Source organism: Paenarthrobacter aurescens, assembly GCF_025421775.1.
GTDB classification, from domain to species: domain Bacteria; phylum Actinomycetota; class Actinomycetes; order Actinomycetales; family Micrococcaceae; genus Arthrobacter; species Arthrobacter aurescens_B.
Genome location: NZ_JAOEFX010000006.1, coordinates 328,511 through 347,620, shown reverse-complemented (window position 1 = coordinate 347,620; position 19,110 = coordinate 328,511). Strand labels below are relative to the sequence as shown.

15 protein-coding genes are annotated in these 19,110 nt (G+C 62.5%); 9 read left to right on the top strand and 6 right to left on the bottom strand.

What is annotated here, in order from left to right; translation table 11 throughout:
- Nucleotides 1-129: 129 nt before the first annotated feature.
- Genes N7568_RS15205 through N7568_RS15195 form a run of 3 tightly spaced genes read right to left on the bottom strand, consistent with a single transcriptional unit; the run spans nt 130 to nt 4,203 of the window.
- Nucleotides 130-2,721, bottom strand: coding sequence for a GH32 C-terminal domain-containing protein (locus N7568_RS15205; RefSeq protein WP_261610620.1), 2,592 nt, complete (start codon nt 2,719-2,721; stop codon nt 130-132).
- Nucleotides 2,722-2,755: 34 nt separating this feature from the next.
- Nucleotides 2,756-3,961 carry a NosD domain-containing protein gene (locus N7568_RS15200; RefSeq protein WP_261610619.1) on the bottom strand — a complete coding sequence of 402 codons (1,206 nt, stop codon included), beginning with the start codon at nt 3,959-3,961 and terminating at the stop codon, nt 2,756-2,758.
- Nucleotides 3,962-4,020: 59 nt separating this feature from the next.
- Nucleotides 4,021-4,203 carry a hypothetical protein gene (locus N7568_RS15195; protein ID WP_261610618.1) on the bottom strand — a complete coding sequence of 61 codons (183 nt, stop codon included), beginning with the start codon at nt 4,201-4,203 and terminating at the stop codon, nt 4,021-4,023.
- A gap of 246 nt (nt 4,204-4,449) precedes the next feature.
- Between N7568_RS15195 and N7568_RS15190 the strand changes: the two genes are divergently transcribed.
- The 8 genes from N7568_RS15190 (at nt 4,450) to N7568_RS15155 (ending at nt 13,307) form a co-directional block, all read left to right on the top strand.
- On the top strand, nt 4,450-5,727 hold the full coding sequence (locus N7568_RS15190; RefSeq protein WP_261610617.1) for an ABC transporter substrate-binding protein: 1,278 nt from the start codon (nt 4,450-4,452) through the stop codon (nt 5,725-5,727).
- 73 nt (nt 5,728-5,800) lie between these two features.
- Nucleotides 5,801-6,688, top strand: a complete 888-nt coding sequence (locus tag N7568_RS15185; protein WP_261610616.1) for a carbohydrate ABC transporter permease — start codon at nt 5,801-5,803, stop codon at nt 6,686-6,688.
- Nucleotides 6,688-7,653 (top strand): carbohydrate ABC transporter permease, encoded by a 966-nt coding sequence (locus N7568_RS15180; RefSeq protein WP_261610615.1) that lies wholly within the window; start codon nt 6,688-6,690, stop codon nt 7,651-7,653. Before N7568_RS15185 ends, N7568_RS15180 begins: the two co-directional genes overlap by 1 nt.
- A gap of 46 nt (nt 7,654-7,699) precedes the next feature.
- Nucleotides 7,700-9,085, top strand: coding sequence for a right-handed parallel beta-helix repeat-containing protein (locus N7568_RS15175; RefSeq protein ID WP_261610614.1), 1,386 nt, complete (start codon nt 7,700-7,702; stop codon nt 9,083-9,085).
- A gap of 70 nt (nt 9,086-9,155) precedes the next feature.
- Nucleotides 9,156-10,244 (top strand): LacI family DNA-binding transcriptional regulator, encoded by a 1,089-nt coding sequence (locus N7568_RS15170; RefSeq protein WP_261610613.1) that lies wholly within the window; start codon nt 9,156-9,158, stop codon nt 10,242-10,244.
- A gap of 48 nt (nt 10,245-10,292) precedes the next feature.
- Nucleotides 10,293-11,246, top strand: coding sequence for a PfkB family carbohydrate kinase (locus N7568_RS15165; protein WP_261610612.1), 954 nt, complete (start codon nt 10,293-10,295; stop codon nt 11,244-11,246).
- On the top strand, nt 11,239-12,771 hold the full coding sequence (locus N7568_RS15160; RefSeq protein ID WP_261610611.1) for a glycoside hydrolase family 32 protein: 1,533 nt from the start codon (nt 11,239-11,241) through the stop codon (nt 12,769-12,771). The genes N7568_RS15165 and N7568_RS15160 overlap by 8 nt, the downstream gene beginning before the upstream one ends.
- Nucleotides 12,772-12,776: 5 nt before the next feature.
- Nucleotides 12,777-13,307, top strand: coding sequence for a GNAT family N-acetyltransferase (locus N7568_RS15155; protein WP_261610610.1), 531 nt, complete (start codon nt 12,777-12,779; stop codon nt 13,305-13,307).
- Here N7568_RS15155 and N7568_RS15150 read toward each other — a convergent pair.
- Both N7568_RS15150 and N7568_RS15145 read right to left on the bottom strand, forming a co-directional pair.
- Nucleotides 13,304-15,439 (bottom strand): amylo-alpha-1,6-glucosidase, encoded by a 2,136-nt coding sequence (locus N7568_RS15150; protein WP_261610609.1) that lies wholly within the window; start codon nt 15,437-15,439, stop codon nt 13,304-13,306. The two genes, N7568_RS15155 and N7568_RS15150, sit on opposite strands and share 4 nt — an antisense overlap.
- 56 nt (nt 15,440-15,495) lie before the next feature.
- Nucleotides 15,496-16,578 carry a glycosyltransferase family 4 protein gene (locus N7568_RS15145; RefSeq protein WP_261610608.1) on the bottom strand — a complete coding sequence of 361 codons (1,083 nt, stop codon included), beginning with the start codon at nt 16,576-16,578 and terminating at the stop codon, nt 15,496-15,498.
- 147 nt (nt 16,579-16,725) lie between these two features.
- On the opposite strand from N7568_RS15145, the gene N7568_RS15140 reads away from it, so the two are divergent.
- The gene (locus tag N7568_RS15140; RefSeq protein ID WP_261610607.1) at nt 16,726-17,424 is read left to right on the top strand and encodes a DsbA family oxidoreductase; all 699 of its coding nucleotides are present in this window, start codon (nt 16,726-16,728) and stop codon (nt 17,422-17,424) included.
- An 85-nt stretch (nt 17,425-17,509) separates the two neighbouring features.
- Here N7568_RS15140 and arfA read toward each other — a convergent pair whose 3' ends face one another.
- Nucleotides 17,510-19,048: an arabinosylfuranosidase ArfA gene (arfA, locus tag N7568_RS15135; RefSeq protein WP_261610606.1), complete on the bottom strand. Its 1,539-nt coding sequence runs from the start codon at nt 19,046-19,048 to the stop codon at nt 17,510-17,512.
- Nucleotides 19,049-19,110 lie beyond the last annotated feature (62 nt).

Sequence of the window (19,110 nt, the reverse complement as noted above, 5' to 3'; positions counted from 1 at the left end):
CGCCCCCCGGGCGCGTGTTTGGGGGCGGCCCCCGCCCGGGGGGGGCGTACCCCGGTGACATTACACCAGCCCCCCGCGGGGGGGCCCCCCCCTGCGGCCCCCCCCCCCCGTCGTGCGCTGCAAGGCGGGTCAGCCGCCCCACATAGCCGGGTTGAGCGGCGTCACGGTCATGCTTTCCAGCCGGGCAGTGCCTCCTTCGGCGAAGATCGATATGGTCTCCGCGCCAGCACCGGGGAAGACCTGGTCCGTGAGGGTCGTCAGGCCATCCTGCGCAAAGACCTCCACGGATGCCCGGTCGACGTAGACCCGGAGATGGAGCCTGCCATTGATCAACTCCACCTTCGCGTCCTCGACTGAACTGAAGGCGGAATGGAAGCCTTCGTTGCCTGAGTTGGTCCGGTCGATGGAGAGCCGCTGAGTGGCCGTTGCGTAACCGATCCTTGTCGATTCGTTGGCGTTTCCGAGCACTTTGAGTCCGAACGCGGACGCGCTGCCCGGGGAGAACTCAGCATCAATCTGAACCACATCGCCCGTGATCGGAACTGCTGTGGTTCCCGGTTGGAGGTCCTGCGCGGATGCCGTGTAGCTCGCGGCCGTGTTCTTCAACGCGTCCGCCTGTGACACCACCTGCTGCCGCAGTCTTGGTCCGGCAGGAGTCTGGGTGAGAACCACCTCCCGCGGCAGGGCCATGCTTCCGCGCCAGGTGGAGGTGGGGGTGTCCTGGCCATAGTCCCAGTTGTTCATCCAGCCCAGCATGATGCGTTTGCCGTCGGGCGCATTGTTGAACGACACCGTGGCGTAGTAGTCCCTGCCCCAATCCAGCCAATCGTGCTGTTCCAGGTGGGATGCGTCCGAGGAGACGAACTCATCGGCAAGGATGTGCCCCCATCCTCCGCGGTTGTTGTCGACGATCCTGATGGTGGCCTGGCTGCCCTTATAGGCGCTGACGTCCCAGGCGTTCCAGGCCAGGTGTTCGGAGTTGGCGCCGGTTGCGCTCCGCACCGTCTGGCCGTTGACCACCAGGTTCACGGTGGTTTCGCTGCTGCGGACCTTGGCCGGCTCCGAACCGAGGACCATGTTGTCCAGGGTCAGGTGCCCCCACGGACCCGTTGCGTTATCCACGATTCTGATGCGTGCGATCTGCCCGTACCAAGGGGAAACGTCCCAGTTCTTCCAGTTCAAGTCGCCCGAATTGGTTCCCGTCGTGGTGCGGACCGGCACGCCGCCCACCAGCAGTTCCACCTGGAGTTGCCCGTCGGTTCGTTCCCCACCGCCCAGGAGGAAAGCAATGTTGGTGTTGGTCAGGTAGAACTCAGGGGACGTGATGGTGCCGACGTTGTTGTCTTGGTTGGGGCCGCCTTCGAAGGTATTGATCCTTTTCCCGTTGGCGAATTCACCGCCCGACGTCGATGGGTTCAGTTCCGCCTGAAAGTCGCCGCTGAGTTGCCAGCCGGCTTGGGAGAGCGTTCCCGGGTAGTCGAACCCATCAAAAAGCAGGTAACCCGGCGGAGCCTGGTTTCCCGACTGCTGTCCGGGCTGCAGGGCATGTTTTCCGCCCCCGACGAGGAAATTGAGGTAGTCCTTGTCCACGGTGAACGGCGCGGACTCCATGGTGCCAACCGGAGTGTCGCCACCGTGGAAGCCGTTCACCAGTCCCGTGCCGATGTGACCCGTTACTTGCTGCTGTCCGGGGATGGTTCCCGACGCCGGGGCACTCCCCCATGGGCCGGAACCGTTGGAAGGATCGTTCTGCACGTTCCACCCGCCGTAGTTGCCGCCGTTGAAGCCGGCCACGACGTTGCCGGGTGGAAGCTGGTCGGCGGGGTCGATGTTTTCCGCGGTGAAGGTTGTTCCGTTGAAGTCCCCCACAAAGTATTGTCCGCCGCTGCCGCCACCCACGGCCCCCGGGTTGATGTTCACAGCCAGGACCCACTTGACGTTATTGGGGTTCCCGTCGACTGCCAGCGGGAACAGGTCAGGACACTCCCACTGCCCGCCGACAGCATTCGCCGGGCCGAAGTCGTCCAGGTATTCCCACTGCTTAAGGTCGCTGCTCTTGTAGAAGAGAACCCTGTGCTCGTCCGCCTCCACCGCGGCCATCACCCAATAGTCGGCTCCGGATGGATTGTCATACCAGAAGACCTTGGGGTCGCGGAAGCTTGGGGTGTTCCGGCTGAGGACAGGGTTTCCGCCGTACTTGGTCCAGCTTTGACCTTCGTCGAGGCTGAACGCCAGGGATTGCGCCTGTTTACCCGGGTAGAGCGGGTGGGCCCCCGTGTAGTTGCTCGTGTACACGGCAACCAAGGGCGGGTTCTGCAGGGTCCCGAATCCGCTGCTGTTGTGGGTGTCCACCACCACGGATCCTGAGAAGATTTCTTCGATCACCTGGCCGTTTGCGTTGAGTCCCCGCGGAATCGCGAGGGGTTGCTCCTCCCAGTGGATCAGGTCCGTTGAGGAGGCATGCCCCCAGCTCATGTCTCCCCACCGCGTTCCGTTGGGGTTGTACTGGTAGTACATGTGGTATTTGCCGTTGTGGTAGACCAGCCCATTGGGGTCATTCATCCAGTTGGCCTCCGGCGTGTAATGAAGCGCGGGCCGGTATTGCTGCGTGGCCGGATCGGGGTCGGTGGCCCGGGCAGCGCTGGTAGTCACTGCGAAAGAGGCTGCGGTGAGTGCCACGGCTGTCCCGATCGACAGCCAGGCCTTGGTACGTCTGGTCATCTTTGACCGACCTTTCACGAGTGCTTGCCGGCCGCTATGGCGTGGGCCTGAAGGAGTAGCTGGACGCGTACCGCACCACTTGGTTGCTGTCGCCGCTGTCCAGCACTTTGGACCCGGAGGTTGAAGCATCCAAGACCACCGTGTGAACGGGAATGGCCGAAACCGTGTTGTTGGTGGCGATGAAATTGTTGTTTCCGGACGCCACCAGGACGATGGTGGGCGTCTGCCCTGCCGGCACCACGGAACCGGATGGGACGTTGTAGCTGAAGTGGTTTCCCGTGACGGTGTTGTTGCTGCCGGCGATGTGCACCAGTCCATAAAGATCGTCCAGGCCGTTGTTGTACGGCTTGAGTGGATCGAACGGTTCCATCTGGCGGAGGAAGTGGTTGGCTCCCACCAGATTCTCCGTGCAGTTTCCCTCGAAATTCACCATGCCGGCATAGAAAGCGTGGAAACGGTTGGACGTAATGGAGGATCGGCCGCAGTCCTTGAAGTGCACGCTGCTCTTTCCGCGGGGGAACACGTTGTTCCCTGTCACCAGAAGGCCCCAATGGCCCTCGGCGAAGATGGAGAAACCCACGAATCCTGCGCCGATGAGGTTGTCTGTGACCTTGGAGGCCTGGCCTGATCCCGTCAGCTCTATGCACGATCCGCATTCAGCCAGGAAGTTGCCGCTGACGCTAAGGGCATCAGTGTCGCGCACCACCAGGCCGTGTTCGAGGTACACCATGCCCATGCCTTCAACCCTGCAGGAATCGTTGGCAGAGTCGAAGCGGATGCCTGTCTTGCCGTTGGTGTAGTCGTTTTCGTTGGAGCCGAAGGAGACACCGTCCAGGCAGAAGTTCTGGAACACGACGGAGCTCAGCCGCGGATCGCCGGTGCGGTAGACGCGGAAGGCGTCGCTGTTCCCGTCCGTATTTTCCACCCGGACCCGGCTGCCACCCGGGTTGATCTCATGCCACCCGGAGGTATTGCCGGCGTTGTACCGGATGCTCAGGGACGTAAAGCCGTGTCCTGATCCGCGGATCGTCAGGAAACTGATGTCCACGTTGACACGGGTCTTGAGCGAGTAGTCTCCCGGCGGAATGTAGATCACTGCGCCGGGTTTTGATGCTTGGTTGGTCTGCTGGCTCTTAATGTCAGCGATGATGCTGTTCATGATGAGCCCGATGTCGTTGTACGGGGTGGCGGCGGGGTTCCCTGGCACGCTCCAGGTGGTGACGTCGTAGACAGTGGTCAAAGCTGGTTCTCCTCATCGTTGGGGTACTGCTTGAACGGTCTGCTGCACGGATGTTGCGGCTAAAGCACTCCGATAATTGCCCGGTGGCCCGGCGCGGCTGGTACGGGGTTGACGTTCTGGTCCGGAACAGGGGTTTTCGCGGCCGCCTGATTGGCGGATAGCACGACGACGGCGGCCGCAGCTGCCGCTGCCGGAAACAGCCGGAGGATGCTCCTTCGGCTGATGGTGGGTGGTGGCTTCACGGTTCTCCTTTGAACGGGGTGCGGGTTGCTGGGACCTGCCAAAATCTGCCAAAACGGTTTGTCAGCCAGCAACGATGACTTTAGGCATCGCCAACGCCCCTCGTCAATAGCGCTGGGCCATCGAAAAGTGACTCTTGACACGGTCAAAGTTTCGCGCCTACTGTTGCTGCCAAGTCGTTTTGGCAAAACGATTCTTCACCCCAAACAGTCTTGCCATCCCGTTCGAGAGAAAGTGAGTCGACAGCGATGTCCACTCGAAACACCATCTCCAGGCTCGTCACCCTTGGCGGCCTCTGCACCGCCGTCGCACTCGCGGCTACCGGATGCGGCGCAGGGGGCCCGGCACCAACGTCGGGTAGCGCCGCCAGCACCGTCAACGTCCTGGTGGAGGCCGGCGGCCACGCCGAACTCACCGGCGTAGCCGAACAATGCAAGAAGGACGCCGGGATCGACGTCAACTTCGTCGAACTGCCCTACGACGGCATGTTCAACCGGCTCTCCAGCGAGTTCTCCTCCGGCAACGTTTCCTTCGACGTAGCCGCCCTCGACTCCGTCTGGCTCCCGAGCTTCAAGGACGCGGTCCAGCCCATCGATGAAATCTTCACCGATGAGGCCAAGAAGGACATCTTCCCCGCGCTGGTCAAGGAAGCAAACGTGGACGGCCACTTCATCGGCCTGCCAGCATGGACCAACGCCGAGATCATCCTCTACCGCAAGGACCTCTTCGAGGACGCCAAGAACAAGGCCGACTTCCAGGCCAAGTACGGCTACGAACTCGCCGCACCCACCACGTGGAAGCAGTACCAGGACATTTCGGAGTTCTTCACCAAGGACGGCATGTACGGCACGGACGTGAAGGGAGCCGTGGAAACTGAATGGCTGGCCCACGTCCTGCAGGCCGGCTCGCCGATGGTCCTCGACGGCGACAACGTCGTGATCGACAACGCGGCCCACAAAGAAGCGCTCGACTTCTACGTGAGCCTGACAAAGTCCGCCCCTCCGGGTGCCGCGCAGGTTGACTGGGCAGCCGCCCAGAACCTGTTCAACCAGGGCAAGACCGCCATGACGCGGTTCTGGGCCCACGCTTACCGCCAGATCCCCAAGGATTCACCGGTTGCCGGCAAGGTGGGCGCCGCAGCGATGATCGGCGGCAGCGCCGGCGTCGCGGGCGTCCCGGGCCCCTGGTACCTGTCCGTACCGAAGGCCACCAAGAACGCGGACTCCGCCAAGAAGTTCATCAAGTGCGCCTACGACCATAACGGTCTGGGCATCGAATCCAGCCTTGGCCTTGCCTCGCGCATCTCGGCATTCGAAAAGTACCAGGACCAGCCCGGCTACGAGAGCTTCAAGCCACTGATCGAAACCCTCAACGGCGAAGCCACAGCCACCCGACCGGCAACGGCCAAGTGGCAGCAGATCGTTGACACGGTACTGGTGCCGCTCCTGCAGAAGGCTGTGGCCGGCGGCGACTCCGCGACCCTCCTGGCTGAAGCCAAGAAGCAGATCCAGGACCTCCTCAAGTAAAGACTCCGCGGCCGGCACCCGGAACCATAAACCCCCGTGCCGGCCGCGGCCCCAACCAGCAGAAGAGAAAATCGTGCGCATCACCGATCGCCGCTTCGCCCTATATCTGATGACCCCAGCGGCGTTGTTCCTGGCCGTGTTCGTCGCCTACCCGCTGTTCCGCCTTATCGCAGACAGCTTCTTCAAGATCTCGCCCATCGCCGGTGGCCCGCGGGACTTCGTCGGATTCCAGAATTATGTGACGGCCTTTGCCTCCGAGGCCTTCATGGGCGCGGGCTGGCGGACCCTGGCCTACACCTTGGTAGTTGTCACCCTCGAGTTCGCCCTCGGCCTGGGAATGGCACTCCTGTTCACCACGCTCGGACGCAGCTCGCAGGTCTGGCGGACTGTCTTCCTTTACCCGCTCATGATCGCCCCCATTGTGGCGGGCTTGCTGTGGAAGTTCCTGATGATCGATAACTTCGGCCTCATCGGGACCCTCCTGCACCAAGCCGGCATCCTCTCCAACCCCAACCAGATCGGCTGGTTGTCGGATCCAAACATCGTGCTGTTCTCGGTGGCCATTCCGGACATCTGGCTCACCACGTCCTTCATGTGCCTCGTGCTGTTCGCCGGTCTCCAGAACATCCCCGGTGATCTCATCGAAGCTGCCCGGCTGGACGGCGCCAGGGCACCCGCCCTCCTGTTCCGCATCATTCTTCCGCTCCTCCGCCCGGTCATCGCCGTGGCGTTGGTGGTCCGGGGAATCGACGCCGCCCGCGCCTTCGACACCATATTGATTCAAACAAACGGCGGCCCACAGTCCGCTTCAGAAACCATGAGCCTGCTGATCTACCGCACCATGATCCGCTTTGGCGATCCCGGCCTGGCCAGTGCCATGGGCACCATCTACCTGCTGGCGATGCTCGCCGTCGCGTTCTTCGCGGTGGCCACCATCTGGCGGCCAGGAAAGGACAACTGATGAGCTCCCGGACCGCGATTTTACGAAACCGCGCCACAGCAGAGGGTGACGTGACAAGCCAAACCGCACTGCCGGCGTCGGACGTCACTGCACCCCATGGCCTGCGCAAGCGCCGCGGCGTCAACCGCGAAGGCCTGGAGGCCGGCCGCCGGAGCACCCGGACCATCCTCTGGATCCTGCTGGCAGTGGCCATGGTGCTGTACGGCTTCCCGTTCCTGTACCTGCTGTTTACCTCGTTCAAGACCCCGATCGACACCATCGCAGTGCCGCCCACCATCCTCCCCAAAGAATGGACACTGGAGAACTACGCCAACGCCCTGGGCCGAAGCGGAGTGCTGGCATCGTTCATCAACAGCGTGCAGACAGCCATCATCAGCACAGTGTTGTCCTTGGTCCTGGCCGTTCCGGCCGCCTACGGCATCACGCGTTACAAAACCCCCAGCGGCCGCGTGTTCATCATGGCCGCCTTGGTCACACGCATGGTCCCGCCGGTGGCCATCGGCATTCCCCTCGCGTCCATGATGTCCTCCGTAGGGCTGGCGGACACGCCGATCGCGCTGTCGATCGCCCACACCACCATCTCGCTGCCCCTGTCCATCTGGCTCATGTCCAGCTTCTTCGAGGCCGTCCCCCGCGACCTGGAGGAAGCGGCAACCGTGGATGGATGCAGCAGGCTCGGAGCGCTCTGGCGGGTGGTCATCCCGGTGGTCTCCGGAGGCATCGCCGTCACGGCGATCTTCGCCTTCCTGGCCTCGTGGAACGAGTTCCTCTTCGCCCTGCTCATGACGGCCATCCGGTCCCAGACAACCCCAGTGGTCATCGCGAACTTCCAGACCCAGTTCGGGCTGGATTGGGGATCCATGACGGCACTTGCGGCCGTCTACTCCATCCCGGTCATCCTCCTCACCCTCCTCCTGCAGCGCAAGATCGTCGCAGGCATGACGCTCGGTGCGGTTAAGGGCTAAGGGCGCGTCAGTGGCAAAGCAACTTCACGACAAAGGGAGGGAACCCATGTCAAGCAACAACTACTACGACGTCACCACGTGGCCCGTCGGTGATCCGTCCAAGGACGTTGGCGAGGTCATCAACAGCATCATCGCGGACATCAAGGACCGGCAGAAGGCCACGGATGAGAACGACGGCGGCAAGCCGGGAGCGGTGATTTATCTTCCGCCCGGGGACTACCACCTCCGCACACAGGTGCTGATTGACATCAGCTTCCTCAGGATCCAAGGCTCGGGGCACGGCTTCACGTCATCCAGCATCCGGTTCAATGTTCCCGAGGACGAATGGCCGGACCTGCATGAGCTGTGGCCCGGAGGGAGCCGCGTCATCGTCGATATTCCGCTGAGCGGAGACGAAGAGGAATCCAAGGGTGCCGCTTTCTACATTGAACGAAACGGCAGTCCCCGGATCAGCTCAGTGGAGTTCTCCAACTTCTGCATAGATGGTTTGCGCTTTACTTCGGACGGCTCCGGGCTGCCTGCGGCGAACAGCTACGTCAACGGCAAGACCGGCATCCATGTAGCGAGCGCCAACGATTCCTTCCGGATCAACGGCATGGGGTTCGTCTACCTTGAGAACGCGCTCACCATCTACAACGCGGACGCTCTTTCCATCCACGATAATTTCATTGCCGAATGCGGGAGCTGCATTGAACTGCGTGGCTGGGGGCAGGCGTCGAAGATTACCGACAACCTGATCGGAGCCGGCTTCAAGGGGCACTCGATCTACGCCCAGAATCATGGCGGGCTCCTGATAACGGCGAACAACGTCTTCCCCCGGGGCTCCAGCAGCGTCCACTTTGAGGGCGTCACGCGTTCAAGTGTCACCAACAACCGTCTGCACTCGTTCTACCCCGGTATGGTGGTCCTCGCAGCGAACAGTTCCGAGAACCTCGTGGCTACCAACCACTTCCTGCGGGACCACGAGCCCTGGACACCGTTCTTTGGGGTCGACAACGGACTGAACGACCTCTTCGGGCTGCTTTGTGTCAACGGCAGCAATAACTCCGTGATCGGCAACCACTTCTCCCAGATCGTCGACGCGCAGAGCATTCGGCCGGCAGGGGCGACGCCCGTCATCATCCGGTTGGCGGAGGGGGGTGGCAACTTCGTCTCCAACAACCACGTGGTGGCGATGGACGTTCACTCCACGTCGAGTGACTCCTGCTTCTCGGCCCAGGTTGATGCGTTGCTCAGCACCGCGGCGTCGGATGGCCTCGCGGTGACGGCAGTCCTGGTTGAGTCCGGTGCTGCGCGAAACACCATCCTTGATTCCGGGAGTGATGCCCAGGTGCTGGCAGACAGGGCTGTCAATGCTGTGCGGCCCACACCCACCATCGGTTTCCAGGCAGCAGCGGAGACGCCGAACCAGGCTGCGGGTATTCCTCGATAGCCTACTGGGACGAGCAAGCCGAACGTAGGATCAGCAACAAACATCAACACCATGAGGACGTGGGAAATCAATGAGCAACAGATCAGTTGGTATCAAAGACGTGGCGGCTGCGGCCGGAGTCTCTGTCACCACCGTCTCCCATGTCCTCAATGACGTTGCTTACGCCCGCGTGGGTACTGAAACAAGGGAACGGGTCCATGAAGCAGCCCAGCGTCTGGGCTACGGACCCAATCGTCTCGCCCAAGCCCTGCGCACCCAACGTTCGGGCATGATCGGGTTCATCAGCGAAGAAATTGCCACCACTCCGCACGCGGGCAGGATCATCCTGGGAGCTGAGGAAACAGCGCGTGCCCGCGGGTACAACATCATGATCATCAACTCCACCAGCAACGGCTCACAGGATTCCCGCGAGAGCGACGTCGCCGATCTGCTGGATCGCCAGGTGGACGGCATCCTCTACGCCACCATGTACCACCGGAAGCTGGCAGTCCCCAAAAATCTGGCCGGTGTTCCGGCAGTTCTGGTGGACTCCGAGGACATCAGCCACTCTGTCTCCTCGGTCATCCCCGATGAAGCCGGAGGTGCAAGGCTGGCGGTGCAGACCCTGATCGACGCCGGACACACGCGGATTGGCATGATCAACAACACCGACGACGTACCGGCTACGCACTCCCGGCTCAAAGCCTTCAAGGACACCTTGGCAGATGCCGGGCTGCCGTTCCACGAAGAGCTGGTCCACTCCGAACTTTCGGAAGTGCCGGGGGGCTACCAAGCGGCGCTGCGGGTTCTGGAGTCCTCCAACCGGCCCACGGCCATCTTCTGCTACAACGACCGTATGGCCATGGGCGCCTACAGGGCGGCCGGGAAACTTGGGCTGCGGATACCTGAGGATCTCTCCATCGTCGGATTCGATAACCAACAGCTCATCGCCGAAAACCTCTACCCCTCGCTGACAACAGTCGCCCTTCCGCACTATGAGATGGGTGCTTGGGCAACAAAAAACCTGATCGACGCCATCGAGGAAAAGACGGACCTCCAGCTGTTGACGGGGCAGCCAACTGTTCTTCCCTGCCCCTTGGTCCTGCGCAATTCGGTGGCCTCCCCACGGCCCAACGGAGACTCCAGCAGCGCAGACCTGTCCACACATACCAATACCTGAATTCATCGGCAGCCAGCATCGGACGCCCCAGACCACAAAGGACCATCAATGCACACCCGCCCAGTTCCCTCCTGCCCTGAAACGGATGTCGTAGTCGTCGGCGAAGCCCTCATTGACATCATCGACACCGCAGCGGGAGCCGTCGAATTTCCCGGAGGGTCCGGGCTGAACGTCGCGTTCGGACTCGGCCGGCTGGATGTCAGCACCACCTTCCTCACGGCGCTGGGCAAGGACGCACGGAGCGAGCGCATCCAGGAACACCTGGGAACGGCGGGAGTGCGATTACTTCCGGGCGCCGAACGCCTCCCCCGGACATCCACTGCCACGGCAGTCCTGGACAGCAATGGCTCGGCAGACTACGAATTCGACTTCCACTGGGACCTCCCCCACGTCAGTCCAACGTTCCTCCCGAAGGTGCTGCACACGGGGTCGCTGGCCGCGTTCATCGAGCCCGGTGCAACCCAGGTCAGGGCCTTGCTGGAACTCTTCTCCGGCCGATGCCTGATCACGTACGACCCCAACATCCGCCCGACGCTCCTCCCCCACCATGCTGAGGCTCTCCGAACCTTCGAAGACACAACAGCACTGGCTACTGTGGTGAAACTCAGTTCGGAAGATGCTTTGTGGCTATACCCCCGGTGGTCACTTGCCGCCGTCGGACGCCGGTTGCTGGATGTGGGGGCAGAAGCGGCGATCATCACTGATGGCGGCTCCGGGTCCTTCCTGTGCTCCAAGAGTGCCGAAGTCCATGTGCCGGCACGCGTTGTGGCCGTCAAGGATACTGTCGGCGCTGGTGATTCCTACATGTCAGCCTTGGTCGCGGGCCTCATCGAGGAAGGTGACGGCGATTTCGACGCCGCCAAACTCACGCGTCTGGGGACCGCTGCTTCACTCGCGGCGGCCATCACAGTGGGTCGGCACGGAGCCAACCCGCCCACACGGGCCGAACTGACCGAATCGTTGGAACTGGCACATGCTTCCCGGAAGGACTCCAATGTCTGATACAGACATGCACCTTGCCGGTCCCACCGAAGAGACCGCCCCTGCCAGCCGGCCGATACTTCACTACACGGCGAGGAACACGTGGCTGAACGACCCCAACGGCCTTGTGTTTCACCAAGGCGTTTACCACCTCTTCTACCAAAACAACCCGTTGGACAACGTCTGGGGCAATATGTCCTGGGGGCACGCCACGTCAGAGGACCTTCTGCACTGGACCGAACATCCCGTAGCCATTGCGTGCGACCAGCATGAGGACGTCTTTTCCGGCAGTGTTGTGGTGGATGAGGGCAATACGACCGGATTCGGCACCGCTGAAAATCCGGCATTGGTGGCCATCTACACGAGTGCTTTCAAGGAAGGCGCGGGACTCGAGGGGATCCAGGCCCAGTCCCTCGCGTTCTCCACTGATGCCGGCATGACCTGGTCCAAGTACGCGGGCAACCCGGTCCTCAACCGGGGTTCGGCCCATTTCAGGGACCCCAAAGTGTTTCGACACGAGGGCGACGCTGGTTCCTACTGGGTCATGGTGGCAGTAGAGGCACAGCACCAGCAGGTGGTTCTGTACCGCTCAGCCGACCTCAAGGACTGGCAGTATCTAAGCACGTTCGGCCCTGCCAATGCCACAGGCGGCGAATGGGAATGTCCCGATCTGTTTCCGCTTCCTGTCGACGGCAACCCGGACCACATCAAGTGGATCCTGGTGGTCAACATCAACCCCGGCGCTGTGGCAGGTGGCTCGGGAGGGCAGTACTTCGTGGGCCACTTCGATGGGGTGCAGTTCACCGCGGACACCGATTCGCTGGTTGCAGGTGAAGACGGACCCACGGATCTCCGGCAGTGTCTATGGCTGGATTGGGGGCGCGACTACTACGCCGCTGTCTCCTTCAGCAACGTTCCGGACAACCGCCGCATCATGATCGGGTGGATGAACAATTGGGACTACGCCAATTCCTTGCCCACGTCGCCCTGGCGGTCCAGCATGTCGCTGGCCCGTGAGCTTGAACTGGTGACGATCAACGGCCTGCCTCGCCTGGTGCAGCTCCCCGTCCTGTCAGCGGGCCCGGGGCGACCGCTCCGAACTTTGACTGACGTGGAGCTCCACGATGCCACGGTGACCTTGCCGGACGCAGATCCCGATTCCATGCAGGTGATTGACGCCGAGATCGTGCCCGGCGCGTCCCGGACAGTGGCCTTGAAGCTTCTCGCTGCAGCCGGCGACGGCCCCGCAACGGTTCTCCGCTTCGATGCGGCCACCAGCACGCTCACCCTGGATCGACGAAACTCCGGAAACACCGCTTTCCACGAAAAATTCGCATCGGCGGAGTCGGCAGCTGTGGCGCTTGAAGACGGTGTGCTCAAGCTTCGGGTGATTATCGATCACGGCTCGGTGGAGGTCTTCGCGCAGGGCGGCAAAGTGACCTTGACAGACCTGGTATTCCCTTCGCCCGGGAGCGTGGGCACCGAACTGAGCGTGAAGGGTGGCGCGGCAACAGTACGGAAACTTACCGTCTCGGCCTTATCCTGACTCCTATGGCCGAAACCATCCGCACCGCAACAACGCACGACGCCGGGAAGCTGGCAGAGCTTGCCGCTGTCACCTTTCCGTTGGCCTGCCCGCCAGGCTCCTCACAGGCCGACATCCAGGCCCACCTGGAGAAGACGCTGAGCGAAGCCAACTTTGGGGACTACCTCGCCGACGCGAACATCACCATTTTGGTGCTCGACGACGACGGGCAGCTCCTTGGGTACACCATGCTGATTGCCAAGCCGGCAAGCGACCCGGATGTGGCCTCGGTCCTTTCCGCCCTCCCCTCTACTGAACTGAGCAAGTGCTACGTCCACCCCGACCACCACGGCAAAGGCGCGGCATCACAGCTCATCAAGGCCTCGCTCGCTGATGCTGCAGACAAGGGCGCCGCAGGGGTGTGGCTCGGGGTGAACAGCGAGAACGCGAAAGCAATCCGTTTCTACGGGAAGAGCGGGTTCCAGCGGGTGGGCACCAAATCATTCAAGCTCGGCAACACCGTGGAGCACGACTTCGTCATGGAGCACCAGCTCTAGCCGAACAAGTCCCCCGTCAGCGGCGGCCGGGGATCGGACCGCAGTTCGAGCCCGGCCGGCAGCCCGGTTACCGTCCCGGAAGAACCAGTGGCCTCCACCGTGATCCGCGAGCGCCCCAGCAGCACGTTGTCGGCCTTGAACATGCCAAGGGAGTCGGGCAGGATCGGCGCCAAGTGGAGTACGTTCCGGGTGAAGTCCGGATCGAAGCGCAGCAGAATACGGGCGAGTTGCACGGGCGCCGCAGCCGCCCATGCTTGGGGGGAACACGCCGTCGGGTACGGAACCGGCTCCGAAAAATCTGTCCGGTCAAAGCCGCAGAACAACTCTGGAAGCTGGCCCCCAAAGTGCTCTGCGGCGTCGAACAGTCCGCTGGCAACCCGGCTGGCTTCCTTGACGAAGCCGTACCGCATAAGTCCAGTGGCGGCGAGCGCGGTATCGTGCGGCCAGACTGAGCCGTTGTGGTAGCTGACGGGGTTGTAGGCCCCCATGTCGGATCCCAAAGTCCGGATGCCCCACCCGGTGAACATCTCCGGCGCCATGAGCCGCTCGGCCACCAGCGGTGCCTTGTCCTCGTCCACGATGCCCACCCACAGGCAGTGCCCCATGTTGGACGTGCACGAGTCCACGGGCTTTTTGTCCTTGTCCAGCGCCAGCGCGAAATAGCCTTGGTCCGGGAGCCAGAAGGCCTCGTTGAACGCGGCTTTCAGCGCTGCGGCCCGGTCCGCGCAACGGCGTTCGACGGCGGTGTCACCCGCCGCGCGTGCCAGCAACGATCGTGCCACGTAGGCCGCGTAGGCGTAGGCCTGGACTTCACAGAGCGCAATGGGTGTCTCCGCCATCCGGCCGTCAGCGAAGTTGATGCCGTCCCAGGAGTCCTTCCAGCCCTGGTTCACCAGTCCGTGCTCATTGGGTCGTTGGTACTCGATGAATCCGTCGCCGTCCCGGTCCCCGTACTGCTCCATCCACTCGATGGCGCGGTCCGCGTGCGGGAGGAGCGAATCGATGATGTCCGAGCCGAGGCCCCATCTGCTGAGCTCGCCGAGCGTCGACACGAAGAGGGGCGTTGCATCGGCGGTTCCGTAATAAGCGGTCCCGCCCAGGGCGAGTCCTGCCGTGACCCCGAGCCGCACCTCATGGGGCATGCGTCCGGGTTCTTCCTCGGAGTCGATGTCCACTTTGCTGCCTTGCAATGCTGCGAGTGTCTGCAACGTGCCTGCTGCCAAATTGGGATCCACCATGAGGGACATGTAGGAGGCCAGCAGTGAGTCGCGCCCGAACAAGGCCATGAACCACGGAGCACCCGCGGCTACTGCGGCACGCCCCGGATGTGCGGGATCAAAGATCCGCAGCGAACCCAGGTCGCGTTGGCTCTTCTCCATGACGTCCTCCACGTTGGCATCCGACACGGAGATCCGGGGTACATGTTCTTCCCAGGCGGCGTGGCGGCGGCCACCAGGCGTATGGTGCAGCGGCGTGGTTTCCGTGAAGGGTTCCTGCGGCCTTTCTCCATTGGTCAGCGGGATGGCGATGATGCTGGTGGTCCATTGGCTCCGGGCGGGGATGGTGACGTGGAAGGTCAGTCCTTCAGCCGTTGTCTTGGAGCCCGAGGCACGGAAGGCGACGCCGCGCCTTTGGCCACTGGGGTGGGCCGACTCGATGATTAATTCCCTCTTATGGGCTGTCCTCACCACAGTTCCTGAAGTGCCGGCACGGCCACCTTTGACATCGAAAAGGTCCGCGAGGTCGGCATCGACCTTCAGGTCAATCTCGCAGGGGGCGTCGTTCCCCGAGTAATTCCTGATGGTGATGTCGTCCCGTAAGCCGTGCCCTACATGTCTTTGATGCTGCACCACCAGCGGGCTGTCGAACTTGCCATCAGCGGACAATGCCCGCCCCACGAACTCCGCTTGGAAGGCCGTGGGATTTCGCGCCACCAGCGGCTCACGGAAGGCGCCGTTGATCCGTAGCAGCCAGCGCGACACAATCCGGGTGTCCTGAAAATAGGCGCCTTGTGCACCCCCTCCGTGGATGTCACCGGTGTGCCCCGAGATACAGAAGGATGAACCTTCGACGACCGTTACTGCACCGAATTCCGAGGTTCCGGCCTCCGGGTCGGCGTTCCAAGCAGTCATGGCCCACTGAACCTTCCTCAGCTAAACGTCCTGGCTGTCTATCCCGGATGGATCGATCACAGGTGGATGGGGGCTTGCCTCTGATTGTCTTGCAACTTGTGGTCCGCGGGAAGGCCCTTGTCCTTGAATTGTTCGATCACCTTGCTGTAGACCTTCAGGTGGTCCGTGGCCATGCGCCCGGAGTTGAAGTATTCATCTATCGAGCGTCGGCAGTCCGCACGGCTTAGCTCATGAACCCGATCCACGTACCCTGCGAGCTCATCTGTTCCACCCAGGAAACCCGTGACGCCATGCCGGACGATTTCCGGAGCCGCGCCGATGGGAGTGGCCACCACCGGGGTTCCCGTGGCCATGGCCTCGATCATCACCAGACCGAACGGCTCGTGCCATTGGATTGGGTTGATGAGGGCTATCGCACCGCCCATCAGCTCAAATTTTTCCGGATCTGAAAGTTCACCGACGAACTCCTCCTGAGGTCCGAGGACAGGCTGCACCACGTCCCGGAAATAATCCTGTTCGTCCTTGGCGTGCATCTTTGCTGCGATGCGTAGGGGAACACCGGCTTTCCGCGCAACAGCCACGGCTTCCAGGAGTCCCTTGTCAGGGCACATCCGCCCCACGAAGCACGCATATCCGCCGTCCCCCGATCCGACGGAAACAGTGGAAAGGTCCAGTCCATGGTGGATGACTGCGGAGATCCGGAGATCGGGCACCCTGCTGCACTGATCGTGGGAAATGGCGATGATCGCGGTGTCCTGTGCCATGTCCCGGTACAGGCTCGCTGCCCGGGCGGCGAGCTCCCCATGAATGGTGGTCACAACGGGCACATTCGGGGGACGATGGCGGTAAAGGGGGCCAGCCAAGGTGTGATCGTGGATGATGTCCACGTTCTGCAGCCCGGCGTACGCCTTGATGACATGGGCCAGCTCGCTGAGTGTGAGGCCTACTTCTTCGGGTTCGCTGGGTCCGAAGCCCGGAAGCTGCGGGACCGGGCAGGTGCTGTCCGATGCCGTTGCCAGCAGGACCTCGTGTCCCGCGTCAACCAGTGCCCGCGCCAAGGCGTCCACAATTCGTTCGGTTCCACCGTACTTTTCGGGCGGCACGGTAAACCAAGGGCCAACAATGAGTCCGATGCGCATGCTGGAGCCTCCGCGCAAAACCCCCAGTCCAAGGGCTGGCTTCATAACCCTTTTCAAGAGTATTGGGCTTCGGTGGGAACAACAATGGGTGAGCAAAATAACAGCAGTGCAAGGAATGTCCGGACGGCCCACCGGGTTGGAGAGAGCATGAAGATTGAGATCTGGTCAGACGTCGCGTGCCCGTGGTGCTACATCGGCAAGCGCCGTTTCGAGACCGCCCTGGCACAGTTCCCGCACCGTGATTCGGTAGACATCGAGTGGAAGAGCTACCAGCTGGACCCTTCCGTTCCGGAGCACTACGACGGGACGGAGCTGGACTACCTGAGCAAGCGCAAGGGCATGGCTCCGGAGCAGGTCACGCAGATGTTCGCCCACGTCACTGAGGCGGCCAAGGGCGAGGGCCTGGACTACCACTTTGACAAGGTGGTGGTGGCCAACAGTTTCACCGCCCATCGCCTCATCCACCTTGCCGCTTCCCACGGCCGCCAGGACGCAGCCAAGGAGCAGTTGCTCAGCGACCACTTTGAGCATGGCAAGGACATCGGCAACCAGGAATACCTCACGGAACTCGGTGCGACGCTTGGACTGCCGGCCAATGAGGTCGCAGAGCTCTTCACCTCCGACAAGTTTGCCGAAGAGGTCAACCAGGACATCAATGAGGCCCGCGCCATCGGCGTCACGGGCGTCCCGTTCTTCGTCATCGACCGCAAGTACGGCATCTCCGGCGCCCAGCCTGCCGATCTTTTCAGCGAGGCCCTGAACCAGGCCTGGCAGGAAGCCAACCCCCTGATCCCGGTGGGCGCCTCCGACGCCGAGGCCTGCGGCCCTGACGGCTGCGCGATCTAGCCAGGCAACCGCCGTCGTGCGTTAAACCCACCAGGTGACAGTAACCGCCACAATGGCGGTTACTGTCCCCCAGTGGGGTGCGACGCTAGCCTTTCACCACGTCAAGCTCGACGACGGCCCACGACAAGGCGGGCAGCGTCAGGCGCAGCTCCGAACCAGTCGCCTTCACACCTTCCAGCGCCGTCAGGCCCACGCGGCCCGGCTGGTCCTGGCTGTTGACAGTCAAGCGGTCGCCGCCCTCAGGGATTTCCAGGACCTCGGCGCGGAGCACCTGGCGGGCGTCGAATCCGCGCAGGGCGACCTCGACGTCGGCGGCTTCTTCCAAGCCGCGGTTCGCGAAGAAGAGTGCCACGCGGCCCGTTTCCTCGTTCCACGTGGCGCTCACGTCCACAAGGTCCGTGTCGCCAAACCGCGCATTCGAGTACTTGTCCGAGTCCACCGAGAGCCGCAGGATCTGGCCCTTGGCGAGCTCGGCCATCCGCGCGAACGGGTGGAAGATGGTCTGTTTCCAGGCCGGGCCGTTCTCCTCCGACAGGATCGGCGCAATGACGTTGACAAGCTGCGCCTGGTTGGCGATATGGACACGGTCGCCGTGACGGAGCAGCGAATTGAGCAGGGTACCCACCACCACGGCATCGGTGACGTTGTACTTGTCCTCAATAACGCGGGGGTGCTCCCGCCAGCCGGCCTTGATCACATTGTGCGGCTGGTCCTCCGTGTCCAGGCCGCGCTGGTACCAAACGTTCCACTCGTCGAAGGACAGGTTGATGTGCTTCTTGTGCTTCCCCTTGGCGCGCACGGCATCCGCGGTGGCGATCACGGACTCGATGAAGTAGTCGGTGTCGACGGCGGAGGCCAGGAAGCTGCCCACGTCACCTTCGTGCTCCTGGTAGTAGGCGTGGAGGGACACGTAGTCCACTTCGTCGTAGGTGTGCGTGAGGACGGTCTGCTCCCAGGCACCGAACGTGGGCATTCCGGAGTTGGAGCTGCCGCAGGCCACCAACTCAATCGACGGATCAACAAACCGCATGGCCTTCGCGGCTTCCTGCGCCAAGCGGCCGTACTCATCGGCGGTCTTGTGCCCGATCTGCCACGGCCCGTCCATCTCGTTGCCCAGGCACCAGAGTTTGATGTTGAACGGATCCTTGTGGCCGTTTTTGGCGCGGAGGTCTGACCAGTAGCTGCCGCCGGGGTGGTTGGCGTACTCCACGATCTCCCGGGCAGCCTCCACTCCCCTGGTGCCCAGGTTGATGGCTTCCATGATTTCCGTGCCGGCCTGCTTGGACCAGTCCACGAACTCGTGCAGACCGAAGGCGTTGGTTTCCACGGTGTGCCAGGCCCCGTCCAGGCGGCGCGGCCTGTCTTCACGCGGGCCAATGCCGTCTTCCCAGTTGTAGCCCGAGACGAAGTTGCCGCCGGGGTAGCGGATGACGGTGGCGCCGAGCTCCTTGACGAGTTTCAGGACGTCCTGGCGGAAGCCGTTCTCGTCTGCCTCAGGGTGCCCGGGTTCGTAGATGCCGGTGTAGACGCAGCGGCCCATGTGCTCCACGAAGGAGCCGAAGAGCCGGCGGGGTACCTCGCCAATGGTGAAGTCGCGGTCGAGGGTGATGCGTGCGCGGGACATGGATCTCCTTGGTTGTGATCTGAAAACTGTTGGGTTCTGAAACTGTTTGTAAGCGCTGGATG

Coding starts and splice junctions, on each gene's coding strand:
- N7568_RS15175 (WP_261610614.1), top strand. CDS start 7,700: ATGTCAAGCAACAACTACTACGACGTCACCACGTGGCCCGTCGGTGAT.
- N7568_RS15190 (WP_261610617.1), top strand. CDS start 4,450: ATGTCCACTCGAAACACCATCTCCAGGCTCGTCACCCTTGGCGGCCTC.
- N7568_RS15155 (WP_261610610.1), top strand. CDS start 12,777: ATGGCCGAAACCATCCGCACCGCAACAACGCACGACGCCGGGAAGCTG.
- N7568_RS15205 (WP_261610620.1), bottom strand. CDS start 2,721: ATGACCAGACGTACCAAGGCCTGGCTGTCGATCGGGACAGCCGTGGCA.
- N7568_RS15160 (WP_261610611.1), top strand. CDS start 11,239: ATGTCTGATACAGACATGCACCTTGCCGGTCCCACCGAAGAGACCGCC.
- N7568_RS15165 (WP_261610612.1), top strand. CDS start 10,293: ATGCACACCCGCCCAGTTCCCTCCTGCCCTGAAACGGATGTCGTAGTC.
- N7568_RS15170 (WP_261610613.1), top strand. CDS start 9,156: ATGAGCAACAGATCAGTTGGTATCAAAGACGTGGCGGCTGCGGCCGGA.
- N7568_RS15140 (WP_261610607.1), top strand. CDS start 16,726: ATGAAGATTGAGATCTGGTCAGACGTCGCGTGCCCGTGGTGCTACATC.
- arfA (WP_261610606.1), bottom strand. CDS start 19,048: ATGTCCCGCGCACGCATCACCCTCGACCGCGACTTCACCATTGGCGAG.
- N7568_RS15180 (WP_261610615.1), top strand. CDS start 6,688: ATGAGCTCCCGGACCGCGATTTTACGAAACCGCGCCACAGCAGAGGGT.
- N7568_RS15145 (WP_261610608.1), bottom strand. CDS start 16,578: ATGCGCATCGGACTCATTGTTGGCCCTTGGTTTACCGTGCCGCCCGAA.
- N7568_RS15150 (WP_261610609.1), bottom strand. CDS start 15,439: ATGACTGCTTGGAACGCCGACCCGGAGGCCGGAACCTCGGAATTCGGT.